At 60.8% G+C, this 23,654-nt stretch carries 21 protein-coding genes; 8 read left to right on the forward strand and 13 right to left on the reverse strand.

Annotated elements, in window-relative coordinates:
- Together LI337_RS18585 and LI337_RS18590 are read left to right on the forward strand one after the other, a co-directional pair.
- Positions 1–966: RNA-guided endonuclease InsQ/TnpB family protein (locus LI337_RS18585; RefSeq protein ID WP_227231427.1), on the forward strand; the 966-nt coding region annotated here is incomplete at its 5' end.
- A gap of 920 nt (positions 967–1,886) precedes the next feature.
- Entirely contained in the window at positions 1,887–2,249 is a 363-nt protein-coding gene (locus LI337_RS18590; RefSeq protein WP_227231428.1) for a MarR family transcriptional regulator, read from the forward strand.
- Between the two features lie 123 nt (positions 2,250–2,372).
- Here LI337_RS18590 and LI337_RS18595 read toward each other — a convergent pair whose 3' ends face one another.
- Both LI337_RS18595 and LI337_RS18600 read right to left on the reverse strand, forming a co-directional pair.
- Entirely contained in the window at positions 2,373–3,323 is a 951-nt protein-coding gene (locus tag LI337_RS18595; protein ID WP_227231429.1) for an ArdC-like ssDNA-binding domain-containing protein, read from the reverse strand.
- A gap of 45 nt (positions 3,324–3,368) precedes the next feature.
- The gene (locus LI337_RS18600; RefSeq protein ID WP_227231582.1) at positions 3,369–4,301 is read right to left on the reverse strand and encodes a transcription initiation factor IIB; all 933 of its coding nucleotides are present in this window, start codon (positions 4,299–4,301) and stop codon (positions 3,369–3,371) included.
- Positions 4,302–4,486: 185 nt separating this feature from the next.
- Between LI337_RS18600 and LI337_RS18605 the strand changes: the two genes are divergently transcribed.
- Positions 4,487–4,945, forward strand: a complete 459-nt coding sequence (locus LI337_RS18605) for a hypothetical protein (RefSeq protein ID WP_227231430.1) — start codon at positions 4,487–4,489, stop codon at positions 4,943–4,945.
- Here LI337_RS18605 and LI337_RS20335 read toward each other — a convergent pair.
- From LI337_RS20335 to LI337_RS18635, 6 genes are all read right to left on the reverse strand, one after another.
- Entirely contained in the window at positions 4,934–7,999 is a 3,066-nt protein-coding gene (locus LI337_RS20335; protein WP_227231431.1) for a VirB4 family type IV secretion system protein, read from the reverse strand. The genes LI337_RS18605 and LI337_RS20335 overlap by 12 nt on opposite strands.
- Positions 7,999–9,087: a TrbL/VirB6 family protein gene (locus LI337_RS18615; protein WP_227231432.1), complete on the reverse strand. Its 1,089-nt coding sequence runs from the start codon at positions 9,085–9,087 to the stop codon at positions 7,999–8,001. The genes LI337_RS20335 and LI337_RS18615 overlap by 1 nt, the downstream gene beginning before the upstream one ends.
- Positions 9,088–9,882 carry a hypothetical protein gene (locus tag LI337_RS18620; RefSeq protein WP_227231433.1) on the reverse strand — a complete coding sequence of 265 codons (795 nt, stop codon included), beginning with the start codon at positions 9,880–9,882 and terminating at the stop codon, positions 9,088–9,090.
- Positions 9,879–11,693 (reverse strand): DUF8186 domain-containing protein, encoded by a 1,815-nt coding sequence (locus LI337_RS18625; RefSeq protein WP_227231434.1) that lies wholly within the window; start codon positions 11,691–11,693, stop codon positions 9,879–9,881. Before LI337_RS18625 ends, LI337_RS18620 begins: the two co-directional genes overlap by 4 nt.
- Positions 11,694–11,714: 21 nt before the next feature.
- The gene (locus LI337_RS18630; RefSeq protein ID WP_227231435.1) at positions 11,715–12,137 is read right to left on the reverse strand and encodes a DUF7985 family protein; all 423 of its coding nucleotides are present in this window, start codon (positions 12,135–12,137) and stop codon (positions 11,715–11,717) included.
- Between the two features lie 262 nt (positions 12,138–12,399).
- The gene (locus LI337_RS18635; RefSeq protein ID WP_227231436.1) at positions 12,400–13,260 is read right to left on the reverse strand and encodes a DNA-binding protein; all 861 of its coding nucleotides are present in this window, start codon (positions 13,258–13,260) and stop codon (positions 12,400–12,402) included.
- Between the two features lie 472 nt (positions 13,261–13,732).
- Here LI337_RS18635 and LI337_RS18640 point away from each other — a divergent pair, with 472 nt between their 5' ends.
- The 5 genes from LI337_RS18640 (at position 13,733) to LI337_RS20375 (ending at position 20,530) form a co-directional block, all read left to right on the forward strand.
- Positions 13,733–14,986: an RNA-guided endonuclease InsQ/TnpB family protein gene (locus tag LI337_RS18640; RefSeq protein WP_227231437.1), complete on the forward strand. Its 1,254-nt coding sequence runs from the start codon at positions 13,733–13,735 to the stop codon at positions 14,984–14,986.
- A 124-nt stretch (positions 14,987–15,110) separates the two neighbouring features.
- On the forward strand, positions 15,111–15,341 hold the full coding sequence (locus tag LI337_RS18645; protein WP_227231438.1) for an AbrB/MazE/SpoVT family DNA-binding domain-containing protein: 231 nt from the start codon (positions 15,111–15,113) through the stop codon (positions 15,339–15,341).
- Entirely contained in the window at positions 15,342–15,716 is a 375-nt protein-coding gene (locus tag LI337_RS18650; RefSeq protein ID WP_227231439.1) for a PIN domain-containing protein, read from the forward strand.
- 1,194 nt (positions 15,717–16,910) lie between these two features.
- Complete coding sequence (locus LI337_RS18655) at positions 16,911–19,706, forward strand: ATP-binding protein (RefSeq protein WP_227231440.1); 2,796 nt, start codon at positions 16,911–16,913, stop codon at positions 19,704–19,706.
- A 713-nt stretch (positions 19,707–20,419) separates the two neighbouring features.
- Positions 20,420–20,530 (forward strand): GIY-YIG domain-containing protein, encoded by a 111-nt coding sequence (locus LI337_RS20375; RefSeq protein WP_465269962.1) that lies wholly within the window; start codon positions 20,420–20,422, stop codon positions 20,528–20,530.
- Between the two features lie 64 nt (positions 20,531–20,594).
- On the opposite strand, the gene LI337_RS18660 is transcribed toward LI337_RS20375, so the two are convergent.
- The 5 genes from LI337_RS18660 to LI337_RS18680 form a co-directional block, all read right to left on the reverse strand.
- The gene (locus LI337_RS18660; protein WP_227231441.1) at positions 20,595–20,882 is read right to left on the reverse strand and encodes a hypothetical protein; all 288 of its coding nucleotides are present in this window, start codon (positions 20,880–20,882) and stop codon (positions 20,595–20,597) included.
- Positions 20,883–20,905: 23 nt separating this feature from the next.
- Positions 20,906–21,016 (reverse strand): twin-arginine translocation signal domain-containing protein, encoded by a 111-nt coding sequence (locus LI337_RS20340; RefSeq protein ID WP_227231442.1) that lies wholly within the window; start codon positions 21,014–21,016, stop codon positions 20,906–20,908.
- Positions 21,013–21,825: a CPBP family intramembrane glutamic endopeptidase gene (locus LI337_RS18670; protein ID WP_227231443.1), complete on the reverse strand. Its 813-nt coding sequence runs from the start codon at positions 21,823–21,825 to the stop codon at positions 21,013–21,015. Before LI337_RS18670 ends, LI337_RS20340 begins: the two co-directional genes overlap by 4 nt.
- Positions 21,826–21,862: 37 nt before the next feature.
- Positions 21,863–22,636 (reverse strand): CPBP family intramembrane glutamic endopeptidase, encoded by a 774-nt coding sequence (locus tag LI337_RS18675; protein ID WP_227231444.1) that lies wholly within the window; start codon positions 22,634–22,636, stop codon positions 21,863–21,865.
- Between the two features lie 139 nt (positions 22,637–22,775).
- Entirely contained in the window at positions 22,776–23,642 is an 867-nt protein-coding gene (locus LI337_RS18680; RefSeq protein WP_227231445.1) for a CPBP family intramembrane glutamic endopeptidase, read from the reverse strand.
- Positions 23,643–23,654 lie beyond the last annotated feature (12 nt).

The following is a 23,654-nucleotide window of genomic DNA, read 5'->3' on the forward strand; positions in this document are numbered from 1 at the left end:
ACGAACGAAGGCCCGAAGCTCGACCACAAGCCACAGAACGCCATCGAGTGGTACGTCAAAATCCCGCACCACGACGACTACCACCTCTGGTTGCCCGCACAACCGAATCCCGAACAGCGGGAGTGGTTGGAAGCGTTGCACGCAGGAGACGCGAAGATGGGCGAATGTCGGTTGTTTCACCGTGACGGTGAGTGGTACTTCCACATCGTCGCCACACGAGACGTGGAGGAACGAGAAACCAGTTCGACGGAGACGCCGATTGGGGTAGACATCGGGGAAGCCTCTTTGTTAACGGTGTGTCACCGTGACGAGCGCGGCTCCCCGACTGCACCCAACCTCTGGAACACAGAAGGCAAGGCGATTCGACAACTCCGTGAAACGTACTTCACGGCGGCTCGACGCCTTCAGCAACGCGGAAGCGAACGAATCGCTGAGTCCTACGGCGATGAGTTGTGGCGACACATCGACCACATCCTCCACACGGTCACGTCGGAGGTCGTCGCCTACGCCGACCAATTCGAGAACCCCATTCTGGTTCTGGAAGACTTGACGCACATCCGTGAGAACATGGACTACGGCGCGTTCATGAACCGCCGCCTTCACGGATGGGGCTTTGCGAAGATGCACGCACAGATTCGCTACAAGGCGACTGAGAAGGGGATTCGTGTGGAGACGGTGAATCCTGCGTACACCTCGAAGACGTGTCACTGTTGCGGAGCACAGGGCTACCGTCCGACGCAGGCGACGTTCACGTGTTCTAACTCGAGGTGTTGGGTTTCGGAGTACCACGCAGACGTGAACGCCGCGCTCAACATCGCAGACCGCTACCTCAGCGGAGAGAGCCATTCAAGAGAACACACGAGTGGCGATGACTCGGCTGAGGACGGGGGGCATTTGACCGCCCCACAAGACAGCCAAGCCGATGCTGACACCCAGCAAGAGACGCTTGGAACGTATGCGTCTTGAAAGCTTAGGGCCGCGCTCGGCCTGAAATCCCATGGTGGGATTCCCGCGACTTTAGACGCGGGAGGAGGTCAATCGTAGAGTTCCCGGAGACGTGAGAGTTCCTCACTCCGGTTGACGAAGTCCGGCATAGCTGCTCCTTTCGCTCTCGACTAATAATACTTTCCATTATCGTACTTCAGAGTATGATACTTTAAAGTATTATCTTATACGCGGCCGCCGCTCTTCTGGACGAGCCAAGAACAGGGAGACAGTCCTGAGCCGAACTGAGCACCTGTTGACCCGCCTCTACGTCGCCAAACAGCGGGAACTGTTCGGCCTCCCTGCGTCGTCACACCTCTGGACGGTCGTCCCGCTTGAACGTCGCCTGTCACGAATCACGATGCCGCCCAAGTCCGGGATGGTGGTGAGTTCTCCCGAGTCTTCGTTCACCTACGAGCCCTATTCGTGGCGTGCCCGTTCAAGTCGCACCCGTCGCAGGTGCTTACAGCCGTTCTCAGGGTGGCGTTTCCGCCAGTCCGGACAGGTACACGCCTCCGCGCCCAGATGTACGAAGTAGGTGTTCCCACTCTCAGAGTACACTTCGTAGGCGAACCGGCCGCAAGACCGGAGCGTCATCTGCTCGGTCAACGCACGGTCGGTGCGTGGGTCCATCGGGTCGAGTCCGGTAGCCCGGACTGCATCTCTCGGTCGTCGCTGGTGTGGTGTCGTCGTCGACATGATCTCGCGGGAGTTCCCCCGCACCCCGGAGGGGGCGAAAAACAGCTGGTGTGTTCGGAGCATTGACGAAGTAAATCCGTCTCAATGGTGTTGCTGACGTCCACTGTTGGCGACCCCGATGGGTAGCTACTGCCCGCCAATCGAGGGAGTCCCCGACCAGAGGACTGATTACGTCTCTTAGCACACAATTACAGTAGATTACAATGCCCGTCGATTTCGAGAGTTACCATCCCAATGACCTTCCGAACGAAGGGACGAACGGGCGGCAGATCCTGGAATATCTCGCACAGCACCCCGAACTCGGCTTCACACCGAGCGAGCTTGCCGACGAACTCGGAATCCCTCGAGGAAGTGTTGGAACGACGCTGAGTCGACTCGAAGAGCGAGGACTCGTCCGACATAAAGGAGAGTACTGGGCGATCAACATCGAGGCGTACAACGCCCAAACAGCCAGCAAAGTTGGCCTTCGGGCAGTTGCTGAGCAGTTCGAGGGCGATCACTACGATATGAATCCCGACTGGGACGCTGGGCTCTCAGATGTCGATGCTGAAGCGAGTGACAACTGATGCTGAAGCGTGGCAGTGTCGTCGTCGCCGCGGACCCATACGGGAATACTTCTCGACGGCCGTACCTCATAGTGAGTGACGAGTCGCACCCGTTTGCAGGTGAACAGTACATCGCCGCCGGGATCAGTCGTTAGCCTTCCTGTCGATCTGTTCGATCAGTTCCCGCGCAGTCACAGCGATCACCTCACAGCGATCAGTGACCGAGACATTCTCGTCGTGTGTCCACGCAGAGAGATACCATCTTGACCCAACCGTATCCAGACCTGAGTGCCGTCCAACGATGGCTGCCGTCGCCTCTGCATCGAGTTCGAAGGCGGCTGCCTGCTGTGCGTCTACGGGAACCTCGGGGTGGAGTCGGGCGTGTGCGAGTTCGTGTAAGAACGTCCGAGCGAGATCCGCAGTATTCTCACGATTTCGGAGATCAATTCGCTCCTCTGTCGTCCCATAGGCACCCCATGCCGAGCCGTGCGGCCACTCCGACTCGTCAATGATCTGAACCGGGATGTCCCAGTCATCGGCGATCTGGTGGAGGGCTTCCACCAGCCAGTCCGCGTTACCGTGAGCCTCTCGCCGCAGTTCGGGCAGTTGCTCGCCCTCGGTCTGGGAGATATCGAACACCGCAACAGAGCGAAAGCCGACGACTTTCTGTGGCCACTCTTCAGTCGGGGCCTGCTCATCGCAGTCGCCGTGACCCTGGACTGAGTCATCACAGGTGGGACACACCCGCGCTCGAATGGGTGCACGGATCCAGATCGCCTGCTCGCCAGACTGGACCTGTCGATCGAGGTCTTGCCAGGCTCTGTAGCCGGCGACGTGAGTCGCCTCTGGGCACTGTCTTCGGATCAGAATCGAGTTGCGAAACGAGTAATCGTGAAACTGTGCCTGCACGTCGAGCCATTCGGCGAACTGCTCGCTTGCCGTTGCTTCCTCAACGTCCTGTTCGAGTTCCTCGATCCATCGGTTGATCGTCTCTCGCAGGAGGTCGTCTCTCCGTTCCCGATCTCGGCAGTGCTCCCGGAACTCGTCCGTGTCACTCGGGACACCGACCTGTTTCGCCGACTTCTCTGTTGGCATCTATTGCGCCTCCGCCCGCCGAGGCGCATAGAAAATCTAGGGTGCTCACTCAGAGCCGACGAGGTCACGCAAGTCGTAGTACCGCTTCCGTAACGTCACTACCGTCACACCTGCTGCGGCTGCAATATCCGACTGCGTGGCATTCTGCAGCCGCTCGGTACCCGCAAGGTACAACGCAGCACCCGCCACACCGGCTGGGTTCTTGCCCGTCGCGATGCCCGAATCCAGTGCGAGTGAGACGAGTTCTGACGCTCTGGACCGCACCACAGGAGAGGCATCCATCTCACCCAGCAGTCGCGACAGGTACAGGTGCGGACTCACTGGCTCGACCGCGAGACCGAGTTCGACGTTCAACACGCCGTAGCTGAACCGCACGTCGTGTTCGGTGACCGATGAACCAGCTGCGATCTCGTCGGTCGTTCGGAGGACGTGCTGGCGGCGACACGCAGCATACACCGCACCGGCGACCATCCCGTCGATGGTTCGGCCCTGCAGGAGGTTTTCGCGGTAGGCACGGCGGTACAGCACACTCGCCTCTTCGTGGACTGCCCTCGGGAGTTCGAGAGCGGAGACGAGCCGTGCCATCTCAGAGAGTGCCCGGAGCAGGTTCTGTTCGCGTTTCGAGGTCGTGACTGCTCGCCGGTCGTGCGTCCGCATCCGGGCGATCCGCCGCCGCTTACGTGAGGAGAGTGGATTACCGTGGGCGTCACCACGCCAGCCGATCTGACTCGACACGCCGCGGTCGAACATCGTCGGTGTCGTCGGTGCACCCACACGCGAACGAGTCCTCGTCTCTTCAGCGTCGAACGCACGCCACTCTGCACCCCGGTCAAGATAGTCTTCGGCGATGACGAGTCCGCACTGGGTACACGTCGTCTCGCCACGCAGGGTCGCCGGTGGGCTACCACACTCCGGGCAGTCGTCGCTCAGGTCGTCCGTCTCGCCGCATCGCTCAGGTGTCGGTAGTCTCGTGGTCATTGGTCTGCACGGGACCTCACGTGGGGAGCCCCGCACCCGCAGGGGGCGAACAAACAGGCGGACGGTGCGTCTCGCAGAACTCGAGATGAATACTCGTGACTGAAGCGCAACCGGGAGCGCTGGAATGACCACAGGGGGTGGACGAGGTGGATTTTTCAATCACCCACACAAGATGCCGAACAACGATGCCAGAGTCGGAGTCGATTACACCGTATCTCGAAGAGAACGGCCCGACCCCACGCTCGGAGTTACCCGTTCGCTTAGAGAGCTATCATCGAGAACAGGGTGTCTGGTTGTTCCGTCTCACTAGTGGTGTTGGCGACACTCAACCAGCAGGCGGCCAGAGCGTCAAAATCGCGTATCTTCCAGAGCACAAAAAGGAGGACGTCTGCCGCTGCTTCTTCGAGGCGAATCCTGAGTTCGTCGACGCACAGACGTACAGGTCCGCCAGCAGACAACTGTCGAATTACGGACGCGAGTGGATCGATGCCTGTCGTCCCGTCATCGCCGAGTTCTTCGAGTCGCCATCAGCGTCCGACGAGTCGGGGTTCGACACAGGAGAAACGGAAACCTGCTCGTTCTGTGGCGAACCTGTCCCTAAAGGTGGACTACCCGCACACCTCCAGGAGTGTTCAGAGCGGTAGGTGCTCACTCTGTCCGTCTGGGTGCGTCGCCACATCGCCCACCTGTGGATCGAACTCGATCACCTTCCACTCCCCAGCCAGTAACCGCACTTCGATCCCGTACCACTCACCATCGACACCAACCAGCGCCTCACCGTACCCACGCACTGGATCACCGGGCAGTGCTTCCTGGACGAATCGCATCTGCGCAGGATTCAGCCCGAACTCCTCTGCCCACTGTGCGTCCATCCCGTCTAGTCGATGGAACTGCTTCACCGCACACTGATCTAAGATCGCCTCCGCCTCGGGACGGTCGAAGAACTCATCGACGGTCTGCGTCACCAACCGAATCGACAGATCGTGGTGGCGATGATGCCGAAACACCGTCTCCAGAAAGGACAACGACGCTGCGTCCTTCAGAACGTATCGCGCTTCGTCGATCACGAACACGACTTCTCGGTCGGTCTCCTTCGCCAGCTCGTACACCTGCGAGATGAGCAGTTGCATCAGGAGGCCGGTGTCCTCGCCGATGGAGCCCTCCTGCTGGCCCAAGTCGAGATACAGCACCGACTCCTCACGCAGATCAAACGCGGTCGGCTCGCCGATGTTCGCGTACCGCTCGCCCTCGTCGAACACTCGCAGTTGGTAGACGAGCGTCTCGGCGTGTGTGACCAGCTGTTCTGCTTCTGCAGCAACTGCACGGGCGGTGAACGCCTCGGGGTCGTCGATCATGTCCGAGAGGACGTCGAGAAGGTCACGCAGGGTGGGACTCTCCGCACCGTGCGTCTCGATGTCTTCGGTGATGCCTGCCCGCTTGTACGTCTCGATCAGCGCGAGTTCGAGTGTCACACGACGCTCGCCGAGCGTCACACCCCGCTGGGCGAAGAAGTTCGTCAAGAAGGACAAGACGTCGTTCAGCTTCTCGGCGAACGGACTGGCGTCTGCACCCATCGTCCGCTGGACGCTCGCTGGGACCGCCCGAATGTCGAGCGGGTTCACACCGAGTGTCCCACCGACCGTCACGCGCTGGCCGCCCAGTGCCTCGGCGACGCTCGCCCAGTTTCCGAGCGGCTCCAAGATCACACCGAGGCGATCCTCGTCTGCCAATAGTGTCCGCAAGAAGGCCTGTTTCGCGGCCACAGATTTACCCGACCCGGGATCACCCACCCGGAACGTGGCATACCCGTTCGCCCGGGCGAACGGATCGACGACAACCGGCGTACCTGTCCGACTCTCCGTCCCGAGTTCGATTCCCTCGGATTCGAGCATCGTCGGCCGGTGCGGAGACGAGAGCAGTGCACCGACTGCTCCGCCGAGTGCGACGACCGACCGGTCCGCGACGTCCGGACCAACCGGTGCAGCCGACTGGACGGCGCGATCCTGTGCACAGATGGCCGTCTTCGCCGTCAACCCAGCAGGCTGTTCACGCAGCCGTTGGCGCACCCGTCGCACCGACTCCCTGAGTGTCTCTCTGTCGTCTGCCCGGACGGTGACGTAGATCGACTGGTGGAACACACGCGTCCCACCCTCGACTGCGGCGTACGTCTGGGCGGCCCGCTGACTCCGTTCTGCGAGATACCCACCGCGGACCGTCTCTTCGAGACGGGCGTCTGCTTCGAGGTCGTCCGCTTGCCGCTGGAGTTCTCGCCGAGCGCGTTCGTGATCGATCGGCTCCCAATTAATGGTGAGTGCGTACGACACGTCCGAGAGTTCGAACAGGCCCGACAGCGAACCGTCTTTCAGCAGATCTGGATAGCCCTCGATAGTGAGCGTCTGTGTCCACGTCTCGTCGAGCCGTGCTGTGCGCGTGCCCCACTCGATCCCTGCAGGCGCGATGTCGTCAGCGTGTGACTCGCCGAGTTCCGTGAGGTGCTCGTATTCGGCCTCTGCGGGCGTCCGGTCCTCGTCCGCCTCCACGGCCGCCCCGCCATCCCCCCGTGCGACAGCGCGAGCCGTGCGGCGTTCTATCGTCCCGTCTGGCGCAGCCGGTGTCTGAGCTGCTCGTGAGGCTCGACCGACCGCCGTGCGGGTTCGGACAGACCGGTCTGCAGGCTCACCACCCCAGAACTCGACACACAGTTCGTAGAGTTCGACAGTGGAGAGTCGACGGGCACGCCAGCCGGGGATGTGGCCGAACAGTTCGGTCTGGAGGGTCTCGACTCTCGCATCGAGTTTCTCTGCCATCCGCTCACGGCGTTCGAGCGGGGAGAGCGGTTCCCGGCCACGGAGGACCGTCCGGGCGAGCACACCGAGGAGTGGCACCCCTGCGAGTCGCTCTGCTGGTGTGCCCTCCTGTGCGTCTCGCTCGTACACCTCGACTGGTGAGACAGACACCCCGAGGAAGTACTGTGGGTGCGTACTCTGTGCGAGTGCATCCGATCGTTCCTGGCGATATTCGTCTGTGAGGACTCGTCGTGTTCGGGCTGCGGTGAACGCCCCACTCGACGTCCCCGGATCGGCCGACCCGACCACCGTCTCGACCGGGAACGGCCGCGTTCGGACGTGCAGTTTCAGTGGGAACTCCGCCTCGGCGTTCACGAACTCGGTGATCGTCGACTCTACACTCGCCCAGTCGGGGTGCAGCGCAAACCCCATCGGTGTGGGTTCGATCTCGACCATGGCCTCGAGTGTCCCGTCTGTGCGTTCGACCGCTGCGAGACCGGGCCACGCACGGCCGATGTTCGTCACCTCCTGTGTCGATTCTGCGGGAACGAAGGGGACACGGCCGGTCCCACGCTCGGGCTCGTCTGCGAGCGAGAGCTTCGGTCGGCGCAGGTAGTACCGACCGAGCGTCCTGACCCACGCACCGGCAGTGAGGTGCGGTGGTGCGGCGAAAACGAGGGCAATCGAGATGAACAGCCCGACGAGTACTGCAGGGATGACGAGTCCCCGTGCACCGAAGATGCTCACGAGGAACAGGCCGGCCACCGGCCCGACAGCCAGCACCTGTGCGTCACCACTGCGAAGCCCGAAGATGGGGACACGGCGCTCCGGTGTGAGCGTCGCCAGAGTCCGGCGAGTTGCGGCCGTCGCTTCTGGGTCCGAATCCGCCTGTGGTCGAGTCGTCCGAGTCACTACTGGACCCCCGGATCGTTCTCTGTTCTGCGGTACGCGGGGATGCCCTGCTGGCCGTGTGCATCCGTCACCGGTGGGTCACCACGGAATCGCTCACCGAGTCGGTTCCCCGCCGCGTAGCCCACACCTGCACGGGCACCGAACCGTCCTGCTGTCGCCGCCGCACCCGGCCCGGCGACACTGGCGAGGCCGACGACAGCACCGACTGTCGCCACACCTGCAGTGGTCGCTCCGATCACCTTCGCGGTGAGTGGCGAGGCGTCTTTGAACAGTCGCCACGTCACGAGCAGGCCGAGGACAGGCAGTGCGACCGCGACGAGCGTCTGGACGTACGCACTGACGAACAGCAGGTCGCCGAAGGCATCGGCCTGGACGAACAGGTCGAAGGCTTTGAACAGGAGTGCCAGTGGCAGTGGGAGCACGAGAAGCGGGACGAATCGTCGGGCGAGTCCGCGTGCGAGTGCCGACAGGACGGGCACGTTCGAGAAGCCGACCGCGAGGAGCAGGGGCATCCCCAGCAGGTAGACGTACAACAGGACGTATCGAATGATGAGCAACGCTTCGAGTGCCCACATGGCGACTCCGCCGATGATCGCCAGTCCGAGTGCGAGGATCCAGTTCGTGACCGTTACCTGTGCAAAACCGACGAGTGTGTCGCCTATTGTCCCGAGGCTCGGGAGCAGTGCCACAGTCAGTCCGTTCACGAGATAGCAGGCGAGTGCGGCGAGCCAGTACCACGTGACTACGAGGATACCACCCGTCCAGATCGACCGCTGTGCGGCACGGGCCCGGTAGGCCCCTGTCACGTCGACGATTCTGACGAGTTGGTGGAGATAGAACGTGATCACTAACAGGAGCAGTGAGTACTGCATGATTTCTCCGCCGATCAGTGTATCGTAGAGGACATTCCACTGACCGCCAGATGGTGGCGTGAAGATGTCTTCGACAGAGCCACCCGGAACCGGCGTACCGAACAGGAGCCCCCCTAACTCCCGGTAGCCTTCCTCAAGACCACTTCTGAAAGTGGTCGATACCATGTCGATGATATCGGTGAACCACTTCACCCCTAAATCGATAAGATCGACCACTCACCCCACCTCAATCGTAACATCACACTCATCCGCGTCCGTCGACGGACGGTAAAGAACAGGGAACTCAGTAGTGAGAGACTCAGCCCCTACGCTCGGAATCAGTGATACGATGGCTGTTCCACTGAACTCACTCTCACAGTCAATCGTCCTGCTTGCTGCTAACGAGAATGGAATTGTCGAGCTGAACAGTGTAATCGTTTCTCCAGATGCGATGAGAACAGGCTCTGTTTCGCCGAATATTCCTGTCGTGCGATCTGAAGCAGATTCGATTCTCGTGGTCGGGTACGGAACATCTCCGTTGAACAGCAACCTTCTGACGTATTCAGGCCCAGTCCCACGATTTTCTACGGAAACAAGGGATTCGATGTCTCGAACACTACCAAGTCCCTCTGGCATCCGTTCGGGCTGATTCCGGCCGACATCGAATTCCACGATTCGCAGGTCCGGCATGATCTCCAGTCGCGTCTCGGCGACCGTTGCACCGCCACTCGCCCCGACGATACGGAACTCCCCAGGCGTGTAGCGCTCATCCAGCCCGACATCGACGCGAGTCACACCGGCCGGGACGGGCCGCTCTGTCCAGAGGCGACCCTCCGGGTCGATCACGCTGACCGACTCGACAGTGTCTGGGAGGACCTCGATCTGGATGGTCTCCCCCTCCACGGTCGCAGCGATTTCATTCGACCCACTGCCACCACTACTCGATCCAGCAGGTGAAACACCCTCACCAGTACAGCCGGCAAGCGCGGCCATCCCGATCCCAGCAAGGACCGTCCGTCGTGAGTACGTCATGGCCACCTCCGGAGTATCAGGCCGGCTCGCCACGCCAGAAAGCCCACAGCGAGGAACGGCACGGCCTGTCCGAGCGTTACGGCAAAGGCGGTCAGCCACCCGCCGAGTTCGGTCAATGGGTGTGCCCGCACGGTCGCTGTCGAGGCCGTATACGCTGGGTCGTGTGTCAGCCACGAGCCCGGTTCGTAGCGTGCCTCGTAGACGCCTGCTTCCGGGACCTCCACGATCACCACGCCAGTATCGTTCGTCTGGACTGACTGCCCGGCGATCTCGATCGTTCCGTCACGATCCGGCCCCGTAATCCGGTCGTACCGTGGATCCTCGACACCCAGATCGAGACCGATCGGCGTGTTATCACTCGCGTCTGTGAGTTCGAGGCGAACACGAAGCGGCTCCTCAGCGTCCTCGAGGACGGTCGCTGACAGTTCACTCTCGCGGAGTTCACGCACCGCCGCCGTGCTCGTCACGCCACGAGCCTCGACACCCGAGACGATCCCGGTCGCAACCACGGCTTGTGTCTCCGCAGTCTCGTTCGACGTCCCCACGCCGATCCGTGTGGCCACGCCGTACGAGGCGGTGTACGGCTCCGTGACGACACCGACGTTCACGTTCGGGTCCATCGCCGATTCGGGTGAGGGCTGTTCGAGGCCCCACACCTGGACGATCTCCAACGTCGCGGGGTCGGTCACCCGCGGGCCAATCCGCGAGGGATACGCATGGACCGCGACAGGTCGCTCCTCAGGGAGAGTCACACGCGAGTCAGCACCATCTACACTCCGAACGGAGAGTTCGTCCCACGTCTGGTCGCGAGCCGTGTAGAAGCGCCAGACGCCCCGCACTTCGGGGTCGTCACTCCCTTCGACCGAGAGCCCCTGCCACGGGGCCGAGTAGAACGTCGCCACGCCCCGGTCGCCGTCCGGGTACGTGACCGTCGACGCCGAGACGTTCAACTGGTAGAGTTCAGCGTTGACGTCGTCTTGAACCGTCAGTGTCTCCGTCAGGAGATCACTATCGACCGTCTCCCACGAACAGACTGTCTCGTTGCCCCACGGCCAGCAGACGCCTCGCTCACGGTACCGCTGCACGGTGACCGTGATGTCCGCTTCGACCGCAAGCGTGACTGGACCGCCCACTTCGTCAGTCAGGTCATACACTAACGACGGTGTCTGCCCGGTCGTCTCGTCAAGCAGAATCTCCTCACCGTCTCGCACGGCGGTCAGCCGCACGGACTCGACGCCGTGGTCCCGAACACGGAACACACGACGAGTCGCGTTCAGTCCGGGGTCACCGCTATCTTCGGGTTCGTGAACCCGGTAGTCGACGAGCGCCCGGACGGTGCCGTTCGGGGCGATGTGCCGCACTGGTTCGCCATCGTCTGCATGAACCCACGTCGTGGGGTGGACGCCAAAGACCGACACGTGCGCGTCTTTCAGAAAGCGGTCGTTCGATAGTGTCGCATCTGCAGGTGCCACTGATTCTGTAGCACCGCCAGCCCGGACACGCTCGAACGCACCGGCAGACCAGTGGTGTGCCGTCTCCGGAGGCGTCGCGAAGGCGAAGTCGGAGAGTCGAGAAAGCGTCTCGGTGGCCGTCTCGTTCGTCACGTTCTCGAAGCTGAGTTGGTCGACGTCACCCGAGAAGAGCGTCGCCGTCTCGTTGCGAGTGAGTCCGTTCGTCGTGGGGTCGCCGACCTGTGCGGTCGCTCCAGTCTGGACCACCGAGTCGACGGGATCCACAGACTTCACCGCGACCGTCCCGAGTGGCAGACTCACGAGTAAGCCGAGACAGACGCCGAGGCTCACCGTTTGCATCGCGAAAATCCCCGTCATCGCTCAGAAGGGGATCAGATCGACGCAGTCTGCAAAGGGCAGACCGAGCGTTGGACCCATCACGGCAAGCAGGGGACCTGCGACGACTAACATTGCCGCGCTCCGGTAGACCGTCCGTTTGTGAGCGTCGACGGACTCGCGACGTGGCCCGGTGATGACGAGCATCTGCATCAGGGTATCAGCGAAATACATCACCACCGCGGCCATGATGCCGACGCCGACGATCAACAGGATCGCGCCTTCGACCAGCCCGGGAAGCGTGCCCGAGGTATCCTGACAGATAACGCTCTGTGCTGCTGCAGGCTGCGAGAAGAGCACTGATCCGATCGCGAGGAGACCGACTCCCCGCACCCAGCGGTGACCGGTAGTGCGCTCGTTTTGTTCTGTAGCGTTGCCACTGTCTGTGGTGGGGTCTTGTGGTTGCATATGGCTCGTCGCACCTTAACGCCCGATATCCAGAGTTCCGGGAGCTAACACGCGATTAAAGGCCGGAATGAGACATCGCATTAAATAGATTTCTGAAAATAGAATGGAGTAATTCATCCAGTAGATCCGTTCCATCACAGTAACAAACTGTAGGTAGTGTTATTCCGGAAAAGTATTCAAATATACTTGAGATTCACTGACCCCGGCACTTACTCGTCCCGGTTCGAACCTCACAGAAACAACAAAATATCCGAGAGTGGTGCTATTCCCAGTAGCGTCCCCGTCCGGGGAAGGTGACACCCGACCAGCCAGTCACCGCGAGCGACACACTTCCTTCGTACCAGTTCTTCGCGGCCGCCCGAATCCGCACGCGCTCTCCTTCTCGCACAGTGGGTTGGTTCGACCGTTTCCACGAGGTGACTTTCACCCGTCCCGTCTTGTCTTCTAACAGTCCGACCCACTGAATCGAGGGGTGTGATGGCGACCACAGCCGTTCGATCACGCCTTCCACACAGACCTCCCCTGCGTCCACCACGTCGAGTTCCCCGACAGGTACCACTCGTCCGGGCCGCTCGCGAAGCCGCTCTGCAACCGCCACGACCGCGCTCAGAAGACTCTGCCCCTCTGCAACGCGCTCGCCCAGTTCCCGTCCGATGGCTGCCCGACTCACGTCGTCGTACCGCCTGTGCAACCGCGCCGCCTCTCTGTTCACACCCGCTAACTCCTCGCGCTCCAACGTCTCTCGTGGATCGACGATCTCCGGATCTGCCCACGGGTCGACACTCGCTCTCCGCGCTGCAAATGCCTCGCGCCGCTTTTCGTTCGCTACTTCAGTCACGTACCGCGCCGCACCTTCCCGACCCGGTTCCTGGCTCCGATCCGTCCGTGCCCGCGTCCGCTCGACTTCCGCCTCCCGACCGCACATCCGCTCGAACGCCTCCTGCGTCTGTCCGAACAGCCGTCCATCGGCCAGCTCCCGCTCGTCCGAATAATCGATCTTCGCCTGGATCTCTTGAGACACGCTCGCCCGGAACTCCACCGAGACACGCTCGAACTCCCACGCATCGTCGGTCGTCTTCTCTCTCGTCGATACTGCTTTCTTGCCGCTCTTCGTACTACTCATTGGAGTCCTAACTCCGAAGGCACTCACTCGGTGCCTTTCCAACACGACGACTCTCCAGCCGTCGCTCTCTCACTCGACCCAACTACATCAACACGGACACCGCCGCTCGCGCCTTCGGCGCGCCCCTCTGGGGCGCGAGCGGCGGGCCTTCGTTCGACACACACAGCTACGCGCGGCCGCCCCGGCCAGTGGAGTGGCCAGCGGAGTGTGCCTGTCGCCGGTAGTTCCGTGCCACTGCACGGAACTCGACAGGCCAACCCGCTGGCACGCCGGGAGGGCGTGAACGCCACTGGCCGAACAGGGCGGGCGAGCGGAGCGTCCCGAGGCGTCACACAGATGCAAGGAGGAAGCCCACGGCTTTAGCCGTGGGAGGAATCTGACAAGGCTTGAAACAACCCATGAGCAACAGCACCCCGACTCCCCCACGCCATTCATAGAATTATATAACACTACTCCGTACGTGAAGTTGCAGATGGAGGTCAAACGAACCATTCCGGTCAAACTCTCGGTTCCAAAAGACCGACAGGAAGACCTCCATCAGACCATCGAGCAGTTCAACCACGCCAGCAACTACACCGTCCAGCACGGCAGAAACAACGACGGCTACCTCATTCTCAACAAGTCCACCATACACGACGAAGTGTACCACGACTTGCGAGACGAGACAGATCTCCCCGCAAACCTCTGCGTCCGCGCGTACTCGAAAGCCGTCGAAGCGATGAAGTCCACCGTCGCAGACTGGAAGAAGGGTACCAGCCGACCACTCCCTCAATTCAACGAACTGTCCGCTGTCTACGACAAACGGACGTTGACCATCAAGGATAGGTCGGCCACCATCTCGACTATCAACGGTCGGGTCGCCGTAGACTACGTTCTCGGTGACTACCAGAAGTCCTACCTCGATGATGACGACTACGAGAAACGGATGGGAACGCTCCACTACCGCGAGGACGAGGAAGCGTTCTACCTTCACATCGTCATCAAGAAAGAAGTCGAAGAACGCGACGGTGACAAGGTACTGGGCGTGGACTTGAACCTGAAAAACGTCGCCGTGACCAGTACGGGATCGTTCTACGATGGTGGCGAACTGTTGTGGGGGCAGAACCACTACTTCCGGGTGCGTCGAAGCCTTCAGCACAAAGGCACTCGCTCCGCCAAGCAGGTACTCCGGCGACTGTCGGGGCGAGAAACCCGCTTCGTGCTGAACCGCCTGCACACAATTTCTCGACGCATCGTGGAAGAGGCAGACACCAACGACTGTTCGTACATCGCTGTCGAGCGGCTAACCCACATCCGCGAGCGGATGGACAACGGGAACGACCAAGTGAGGCGTCAGATGCACAACTGGGCGTTCCGCGAACTCCAAGAGATGCTCGGTTACAAGGCCAGTGAGTACGGGATTCGCGTCGAGCAGATTCCGCCTGCGTTTACCAGTCAGACCTGCTCGAGGTGCGACCATCAGTCCAGCACGAATCGTAGCTCAGACGGCTGGTTCGAGTGCAACGGGTGTGGGTACTCGGTTGATGGTGACTACAACGCGGCGAAGAACATTGGTCTGAAACTGCTAACTTTACCGGAGGGCAAACGCCCCTCTGGGTTGGGCGACGGTCATCTCGCCCTCAAATCTGGGACGTTGAACGGGAACGGCGATTACACCGCCTACGACGCTTCGTCGTCAGACCGGGAGTCCACGGACAAGCCCACGACTTCAGTCGTGGGTCGATGACTGACTGATGGGTGAAGCGTGAACGATACAGCGGGTGTATGCAGCAAACGCGAGAAGTCCACGAGGATGGGCAGAAGTTCGTAATGTGGGAAAATTATTGTACTTGCCCACCGTAGATGGGAGTATGTCCGAAGCGACGCTGGACGCTCGCGGACGCCTCACGCTGCCGAAAGAGGTTCGAGAGCGGTACGGCGACCACTACCACATCGTCCAACTGCACGATGGTATCAAGCTGATTCCAATCGATGAGAATCCACTCGATGCTCTCCGTTCTGAGTTCGCGGACGTTGAGAAGACAGCGGAAGAGCTCCGCCAGGACGCACGTACCGCAGCACTGGACGAGGCGGGACGCTGAATGTACGCGGAGACAGACTTCCTGCTGGCACTCATCAAGGACGAAGACTGGCTCGGGGACGCCGCAGAGGCCGTCTATCGCGAGCATTCGGACGAGCTGTGGACGTCTCAGTTCACGCTCATCGAACTTCTCATGGTTGCATACCGAGAAGACCGAGATACGGAACGAGTCGTCACAAACGCGGCTGCCCTATTGGACGTTCGTGGTGACGTGGATACCGTCGTCGCAGCTGCAAGCTACGTCGAAGACCACGGATTCACTCCCTTCGATGCGCTCCACCTCGTCGAATCTGATGGCGACACGATCGTTTCGAGTGATGAGGCGTACGAATCGGTTGCTCCACGGCTCGACCTGAAGACAGTCCAAGACGAGTGACAGCCTTCCACCGGAGGTATCGTATACGTGCTTCCTCCTTGCAACTGTGTGATCCAGACAGCAGGTGTGCTGAGTAGCACACAAACCACTCGCTAGCTTCCTGTCGAACAGTACCGAGACCCTCTCTACACGACCGTCTCTCGTTTCTGGCGATTCCTGTGACAGAGCCCCTGACAGGTGCAGATACACCTATATCACTTTCATCCAGACCCACACGCTATCGTGTCAACAACCACCACGCCACGCTACCGGATCCGTCCGAGCACAGATCCGCTCGATCCACACACAGCAGCGAGTGGGATCACACGGCTTCACAGCGCTCTCCTGAACGCGGAGACGCCACTGGAGTGCCGATTGACGAGCGGTGCTGGCAAGGATGCAGAGATTTCCTATACGGTTTCTGCGGGCACAGATATCCCACTGGATCGACTCTTCGGCCGACTCCTTCCGACGCGATACGAGGTCACACCAGACGAACCGACAGAGACGGCCCTGCAACCAGCCGTCTCACACCGTCTCGTCGGCGGGTATCTCCAGGGAATGGGTGAGCGGTCACAGGACTGGCAGACAGCACTCACGCCGTATGCAGAGTTCACGAGTAACCGTGAGCGACGTGAGACGACACAGAATACAGTCACAGATCTCAGGGTTCCACTCTCTGATGTCTGTGAGGCACTCACGAGTTCGCCCTATCCTGCGATCGTCCAGCTACTGGTCACGCCGAAACCCGACTGGCGGCGGAGTGCAGAAGAGCGGATTACCCGCCTCATCGAACTGCGTGATACGCTTCCCCAGCGGGCGTTCGAGGCGACCATCGGTCCGTTCCTCGGTGACCCCTACGAAGAACTCCCTCAGTCAGATGCTCGTACGCCGTCGTATCGCCGTACCGAGAACGACGCATCCCAGAAAACACAGACACGGCGTGTCCATCCAGACATTCAAGAACGGATCGACGCCATCGAAGCGCGTGACACGCGGGTCTCCTTCGACGTCGAGTGCAGAGTCGTGGTGTTCCTCCCAGATGAAGAAGCGACCACAGACCCTGATGCCGATGGTGATGCCGATCCTCGAGCCGATTCCGACGACGAGGCGACACCAGAAGCGACACACTCACCAGACACCACAGACCCCGACGACGTAAACACAGACCCGGCCGCGGCGACCACAGCAGGCCTCGCACTCTGTGAAGAGGTGGTGAAGTCCTTCTCGCCTGTCGAGACGAAGTACACGTGGGTCGAGTGCAAACACGTCGGTGACGGCACAGACACGCCCGGGTCGAAGGCTGCCGGGACGAAACTCCTCCAGGCGATACACGAGCGGACACCGTACCCGTTCCGGCGATGGTTCCACCGCTTCATCCCTAGACTCGGGGCACGGCCCTACCGGTCGTTCGTCGTCGACCGGCGTGAACTCGGCTCGTTTCTCTTACTCGATGGTGATGCAGTTTCCCCCGCAGTCCATCGGGCACTGAACATCATCGACAGCGACCGGACTGCAGTGACCCTTCCGCCGGAACGTGTGTTAGAGCGCTATTGGACGGAGGGCTTCCCCCTCGGAACGTGTGACTCACAGCAGACCAGCAGGCACACAGAGCCGATCAGCGTGCCACCGGCACTGCAGCGAGAACACATGGCGATTCTGGGATCGACTGGCTCTGGGAAGACGACGTCTGGGGAGACGGGGATTCTCGCGAATCACGTCGCGACCGACGGTGCTGACATCGTCATCGCCCCGAAAGGCGATGGCTTCACGCGGCAACTGCTCATGCTCCACTACGCGAAACACGGCGACCTCGATAACGTCCTGTACTTCGACTGTGCAGAGGTCGTCCCCGCGATCGGCTTCTTCGACATTCGCTCGGATCTCGAAGCGGGCGTCACACGGGAGACGGCGATCAACGACCGGATCGCCCACTACCTCGAGATCGTCGACCTGCTGAACACAAAGGAGAACACGGAGCCAGCACAGTGGGCATCGACTATCATCCAGGCGCTCATCAAGACTGGCTTCGATCCGGTCCACGGCGCTGAAGCGTTCAGTCACCGCGAGATGCAGGCGCTGTTGCGACAACTCGAGTTAGACGCGCCACATCCACCGGTCTCGACGATGTGGGCGACAGACACGTATGCAGACCTCTACTCGCTCAAGCCCGAGATCTTCCAGGGTGTCAAAGACGGGGCGAAGACGCAGATACGCCAACCAATCGCGGATTCGCGTGTCGCACACATATTCAATCACGTGAGTGAGCCAGATGGGCCACACCTCGATCTGGATGCACTACTGAACCAGGACGTCCTCGTGATTCTGGATATGGGCCGGCTGAACGAGCAGTCGAGTCGTGACCTCACGACCGTCCTCCTCTCGATGCTGTGGGCAGCCCTCCAGCGACGCGTCGAGCGGAGTCGGTATCAAGAAGAGACACAGCCGCTCGTCAACATCTACATCGAAGAGGCGTCGTTTCTCGCAGATTCCAAACTCCTCGACCAACTCCTCTCGAAGGGCCGCAGCTTCGACTGTTCGCTCTTGCTGTCGATGCAGTTCGCGAGCCAGGCCAAAGGAAAGAGTTCCAAAACGCTCGATGAGATACTGTCGAACGTCAAGACGTTTCTCGTGGGGCCGATCGCGAAATCGGACGATATCGCGACTGTGCTCGAGACCGACGAGATGGAGCAAAAACAGATCGAGACCCGACTCGCGAGTCTCGAAAACGGTGGGTGGGTGCTCAAACTTCCCTCAGCGTTCGGACAGTCGCGTCCGCGACCGTTCTTCGTCGAGTCGCTCCCGCTCCCCGTTGGCCACCCGGAGGGAGACGCACCGCCCACCCCGGCGATGCGTGACCGCTTCGAGCAGGCGTTCGCTGCACTCGATGAACGCACACGCCGCACGGTTGGTGTCGAGATCGCCGAAGCAGAGCAGGCCACGGGACCGTCTCGATCGGCTCACGAGGCGCAGACGAGCGACTCGACCGAGACTGACGCGACCGAGACTGACGCCACAGACAGCGACTCCGAGGCAGCATCGCGGGCTGCCCCCATCGACAGCCTCCTGCCGTACACGAAGCGGCTCCCCACGTGTGTCACCTACGACAGGGACGCACACGCAGTCGTCTGCACGACGTGTTCGAATCGCTACGATCCGACTGACGAAGGCCTCTCCCGGGCGATCGACTGCTGTCACGCACTGGCGGAGGTCGATCCCGACGACGTCCCGATCACGACGGTCCACCTCAAGCGAAGTCCCGAGGAACTCGACGCGAGTGCGTGGTCACGCCAGCAGTTGCTCTTCTTGCAGGTCGTCTACAGCGCCTCTCAGTTCCGGTATGGGCCGCCAGGGTACGACCTCCTCACAGACTCGATGCTGCGCCTCCAGGAGTACGTCGGCATCGAACACGACGACGTCGAGGCACTCCTCGAGGCTGATCTCCTCAGACAGGACACCGATCATCCCCACCGCCTCTACACGGTCACCGCTGACGGTCGTCACGAGATCGGGGAAGGGCACAGACAGGGACTCGATTTCGGCGATGGCAAGGGCGACCTCGGTGAGTCCACCCAGCACATCCTCGGCGTCGAGGTTGCGAGGCGGTGGCTTGAACAGACGTACGTCGCAGACGCGGAGTCTGCTGTCACCAGTGTCGAGACCTACTATGAGATCGAGCAGGATCGCCTCGATCTCGTCGGACTCGACGACGAGAGTGTGATCAGGATCACCGTCGAGGTCGAACGGGTGAACAACGACCTCGCTGAAGCAGCTCCCTCGGATTACGACAAGATGGCCGCGTGTGACCCAGATGAGGCGATCTGGGTCGTCATGTCCACGCGTGACGCCTACCGGGTCGTCCACGCACTGAACCACCCCGCAGATGGTGAGCCTCGGATTACGAAGTCCTACGCGAAGACGACTCCGCCACAGAACTACTCTATCGACGCTCCGGGGATGTCTGCGGTGTTCCCACTCGAATCGCTCCGGAGAGAACTCACCGATGAATAGCTTCGATCTGTCGCTCTCAATGGACCGGTGTTGTCCGTGATTTCGATATGTTCCAACATCGTCAGCAAGGATGATCACGGTGTCTACGGGGACGAGAGCACCGTTGAACGATTCTCCGCTCGGTGAGCATCGTCTGAGCAGTCCGAAAGAAGCGGGGTGTATGCGGGTTCGATGGCGATGATTGGCCGAGGTGAGGCGGTGTTTGGGGCTCCCAGCGGTGGAGAGTGACTGAACGCGTATTACCCGAATTCGGACATCTGGGGGCGTATACCTCCTGAATGAGCGATCGGACGTTCGACGAACAGCTGTGACATATATTTCTGCTTTCTGGGAAATCGAGTAGCATGAAATCTTGAGCATCGGTTTCCGTCTATCGATCACATCTAGTGCTCATACAGGTATGAAGACTGGACGATCTGCGCGTGACCGAATATTGAGGACTGCTAGTACCCTGCGGAACGCCTGCTCACAACCGAATTAGATTCCTCACTACCTGCGGGTTCGGATTCTCTGTCTTCGTTTTCTTGATCAGCAGATTCTCTGTCTCACACACCGCTTCTTTCGGACTCCTCGGCCGATGATGGACTGCCGCTGATCGTTCAATACGGTCTCTCGAGGAGACTACGACGCGGATGACCGATATTCCGATGATGGGATTCTCCGACTTGGACGACACACCTGTCCGCAAGATGCACTCCATCAGGTGATACAGTATCTGGGGTCGCGAGTCAGGGCTCTGGAACGTGAATCACGTCCAGGAGGCGTACGACCCGGCATTTCTCGATCGGTTCGAGGTGGCAGTCGAGGAGGCGACCTCAGCGTGAATCACAAAGAGACTTCCTGGAAGCCCTCGGGACTGTGTCCCCGGACGCAGCAGCCGACGTATGTTCATGACGACTCGCACCGTTCCAATGGGACGACGTTCCTGATGCCGTTCTGGTTGGTCAGCCGTAGTTCGAACACCAGCGAAGGACACGCCGCCAGATTCGACCACTGCGTGGTCTGCTTCCAAACGGGAGGCCCCTCTCGATCGTCTTCAGTCGCTATCTGATAGGTGTCGTCGGCATACCCTGTGCTGGTGAACATTCGCCCTATACCCGGGTCGATATCCTCGCCGGCGAGCGATTCGACGATGTCACCAGCCTGGTTCGTGACAGTTACTGCGACTGTATGCATGATTTCGTCCTCGTTCGTGACAATCACCGTGAGTTCGCCGGTTCTGCCTTCCGAGCAATGCAGCCAGCCAGCGTCATGAGAGCCCCAGCTGCCGTGGTTCTAGCAACAGCGCCGAGGAAGCTGCGCCGGTTCACGGCTTTATCTCGCCCCCATCGGGTTGAGTGGGTGCATCGGCCAGTATCTCACCGTCAACACCCCTGATGTTACGATCAGTCCAGAGGAGCCACGTCCCGAGAATGGCGACCCCGAGGACGACGGCGATGTTGACGGGGACGAACACCGCCATCGCCTCGGCGGTGAGGAACGCCGGAAAGGAATTCTGGAGGAAGTGCCACCCGACCAGCGGCCACAGTGTCCCCAGTCTGAACGCGACCGCAGCGAGCCCAATCCCGGAGACACCGCTCAACACGCTGACAAGTAACACTTCACTCAGGGGTACCCCAACCACGAGCTGGGAAAGGTGGGAAGCGCCGAAGAGGAAACTCGCCGCGAGCGCCGCGGGAATTCGGCCCCGCGACTCGAAACTCCGGAGGACGACACCCCGGTACAGGAGTTCCTCTGAGACGGCCGCCCCGAGGGCGAACCCGACGACGACAAGTACAATCACACCGGCCGTCGAAAGGGGCTGTCCATCGAGGATGGTAAACTCCGGGACTGCGAATGGCGCCGGGGTGAGCGCGAGGGTCACTCCCACCGGGACGAGCAACAGTGCGGCCAACACGAGGAGATACCGGCGGCCGCCCGACGCTATCGGTGCAGTCAGCCGGACCTTCCGCCACCAGCCCAGCCAGGCAACCAGGCCGACGACGAGCGCGACGAACAGCCAGTTGAGGACGACACGGATACCGATGACCGAGAGGTCGGGGACAAGTGTCTCGACTATTGGTCGAGCGACCACGCCGAACACAAGCATCGCCGCTAGAATGCCGACGTACAACTGCACCGGGCGCGATTGGAAATATCTCAGTTGCATCCCTCGATCACGCTCCGAGAGCGGCGACCAGTGCCAGGCTGACGCTGATCGCGTTGATCAGGCTGTGGATCACGATGACCACGACGAGGTTCTGCGTCCGTTCGTAGATCGCACCGAGGATAACCGAGGCGACGGCGATGCTCACAAGGGCGAAGAAGACGCCCAGCGAGAGTAGGTCCGATCCGCCGATCCAGTAGCTCGGAACGTGGCCCAGCGCGAAGCCGATGGAGACGATGGCGATGGCCGGTACTGGCCCCATCTGTTCGCGGAGGCGACCCTGGACGATTCCCCGGAAGAAGTACTCCTCAATGGGGCCGACGATGAACAGTACGCCAAAGAGCGCAAATCCGTACACCAGAACGGGACGGTCGGAGGCTGCAGCGGTAAGGAAGTTCGTTGGTGGTACTGCATTAAGCACCTGCATCCCGATCCCGAGCAGGATTGCGGCGACAAACGAAATGGCGATACCCGCGACGATCCAACCGCTCTCGTGCAACGTCGGGAGCCATCGCGGCACGTGGACGGTAACCGGTCGGACGCGGTAGTACGTGACGCCAATCAGGCCGATCGTTATCGTTGCGAGGAGACCACCGCCGATGTACGTAACCGCGAGGTCGCCACCGTACCCGAACTGCGCCTGCACGAGTTTGAAGCCCTCGACGATGGCCAGCGGCGCAATCGCTGCGGCGAGTAGTAGCCCGAGAGCGACGAGAATCGCCCATCGCGGGCTATCGGTAGTTCGGGGCTGTACGTCCGGCTGATTGTAAGTTGAAGTCGACATGGTGAACACCGCAACGAAGCACGACGCGTCCGCTTTATTCGGGTCTATATACGGAAGGATAATCCCTGTAGATGCAGGCCGTATCAATCCGGGTTTTAAATACCCGGCTCTCGGTGACGATCGATCATTGACCGGAGGGTCACGACCGGATCAACACCCCCCGCCTGAACAGGACGATGAACACAGCGATCATGACGAGACCGAGAGCCGCCCCGAGAATCCCTTCGCCAGTGAGGAGTAAGACCTCGCCGGCAACGAACCCCTGTTCGTTCGCGTAGATGCTTCCCAGAACCCACGGATTGAGGATGTTCCAGACGAGGTGGAGAATGACAACGGGCAGGACACTCCCATTGGAGAGGAAGTAGCAGTACGCGAACGGGAACGAGACGGCGAACACGGCGACGGCTTGGACGACAGCAACGGTGACGGGGTCACCGACACCGGTCACTGCGGCCGCCCGGTAGAGGAATGCAGAGTGGAACAGTGCCCAGACGACCCCCACGGCTGCTGTCGCACCCACTCGTCCCCATTTTTCAGTCAGTGCAGGGAGCAGATAACCGCGCCACCCTAGCTCCTCGCCGTACATTCTGACGAGCTGTTCGAACAGGACTATCGCCAGGACGGCGAACCCGAACTGTTCGATGACCATGACCACGAAGTTCTGCGGGCCCGGCTGGTAGACGCCGAGGCCACTCGCGAGGGCGATGGCACCGACGATGCCGATAAACAGGACCGGGTAGAGGAACGCGAATCCGAGCGACGGGATGGTCGCACCGCGAATCGAGGACACAATCGCTCTGACAATAGACTGACCCTGGATCCGTCGGAGGGCGAGAACGACGACAGCGGGGGTGAGCATCAGCACAGTCGTCGTGTAACCTGGAATCGAATCGGTGACGGTCAGTAGTGCTACCGACCAGCTAACGACCAACGTAATCACCACGAATGCGCCGAGGTACACGTCCGGCGGCACCTCGAATTTGGGGGCGGCCTGTTCAACAGCCATCCGGGCCCCTCC

The sequence above is a fragment of the Salinirubrum litoreum genome, from assembly GCF_020567425.1.
GTDB lineage: Archaea > Halobacteriota > Halobacteria > Halobacteriales > Haloferacaceae > Salinirubrum > Salinirubrum litoreum.

Excerpts from the sequence above, each read along its gene's own strand:
- LI337_RS18605 (WP_227231430.1), top strand. The coding sequence starts at position 4,487 with ATGCCAGAGTCGGAGTCGATTACACCGTATCTCGAAGAGAACGGCCCG.
- LI337_RS18595 (WP_227231429.1), bottom strand. The coding sequence starts at position 3,323 with ATGCCAACAGAGAAGTCGGCGAAACAGGTCGGTGTCCCGAGTGACACG.
- LI337_RS18600 (WP_227231582.1), bottom strand. The coding sequence starts at position 4,301 with ATGACCACGAGACTACCGACACCTGAGCGATGCGGCGAGACGGACGAC.
- LI337_RS18675 (WP_227231444.1), bottom strand. The coding sequence starts at position 22,636 with ATGTCGACTTCAACTTACAATCAGCCGGACGTACAGCCCCGAACTACC.
- LI337_RS18590 (WP_227231428.1), top strand. The coding sequence starts at position 1,887 with ATGCCCGTCGATTTCGAGAGTTACCATCCCAATGACCTTCCGAACGAA.
- LI337_RS18645 (WP_227231438.1), top strand. The coding sequence starts at position 15,111 with ATGTCCGAAGCGACGCTGGACGCTCGCGGACGCCTCACGCTGCCGAAA.
- LI337_RS18640 (WP_227231437.1), top strand. The coding sequence starts at position 13,733 with ATGGAGGTCAAACGAACCATTCCGGTCAAACTCTCGGTTCCAAAAGAC.
- LI337_RS18630 (WP_227231435.1), bottom strand. The coding sequence starts at position 12,137 with ATGCAACCACAAGACCCCACCACAGACAGTGGCAACGCTACAGAACAA.
- LI337_RS18650 (WP_227231439.1), top strand. The coding sequence starts at position 15,342 with ATGTACGCGGAGACAGACTTCCTGCTGGCACTCATCAAGGACGAAGAC.
- LI337_RS18635 (WP_227231436.1), bottom strand. The coding sequence starts at position 13,260 with ATGAGTAGTACGAAGAGCGGCAAGAAAGCAGTATCGACGAGAGAGAAG.
- LI337_RS18680 (WP_227231445.1), bottom strand. The coding sequence starts at position 23,642 with ATGGCTGTTGAACAGGCCGCCCCCAAATTCGAGGTGCCGCCGGACGTG.
- LI337_RS18620 (WP_227231433.1), bottom strand. The coding sequence starts at position 9,882 with ATGACGTACTCACGACGGACGGTCCTTGCTGGGATCGGGATGGCCGCG.
- LI337_RS18625 (WP_227231434.1), bottom strand. The coding sequence starts at position 11,693 with ATGCAAACGGTGAGCCTCGGCGTCTGTCTCGGCTTACTCGTGAGTCTG.
- LI337_RS18660 (WP_227231441.1), bottom strand. The coding sequence starts at position 20,882 with ATGCATACAGTCGCAGTAACTGTCACGAACCAGGCTGGTGACATCGTC.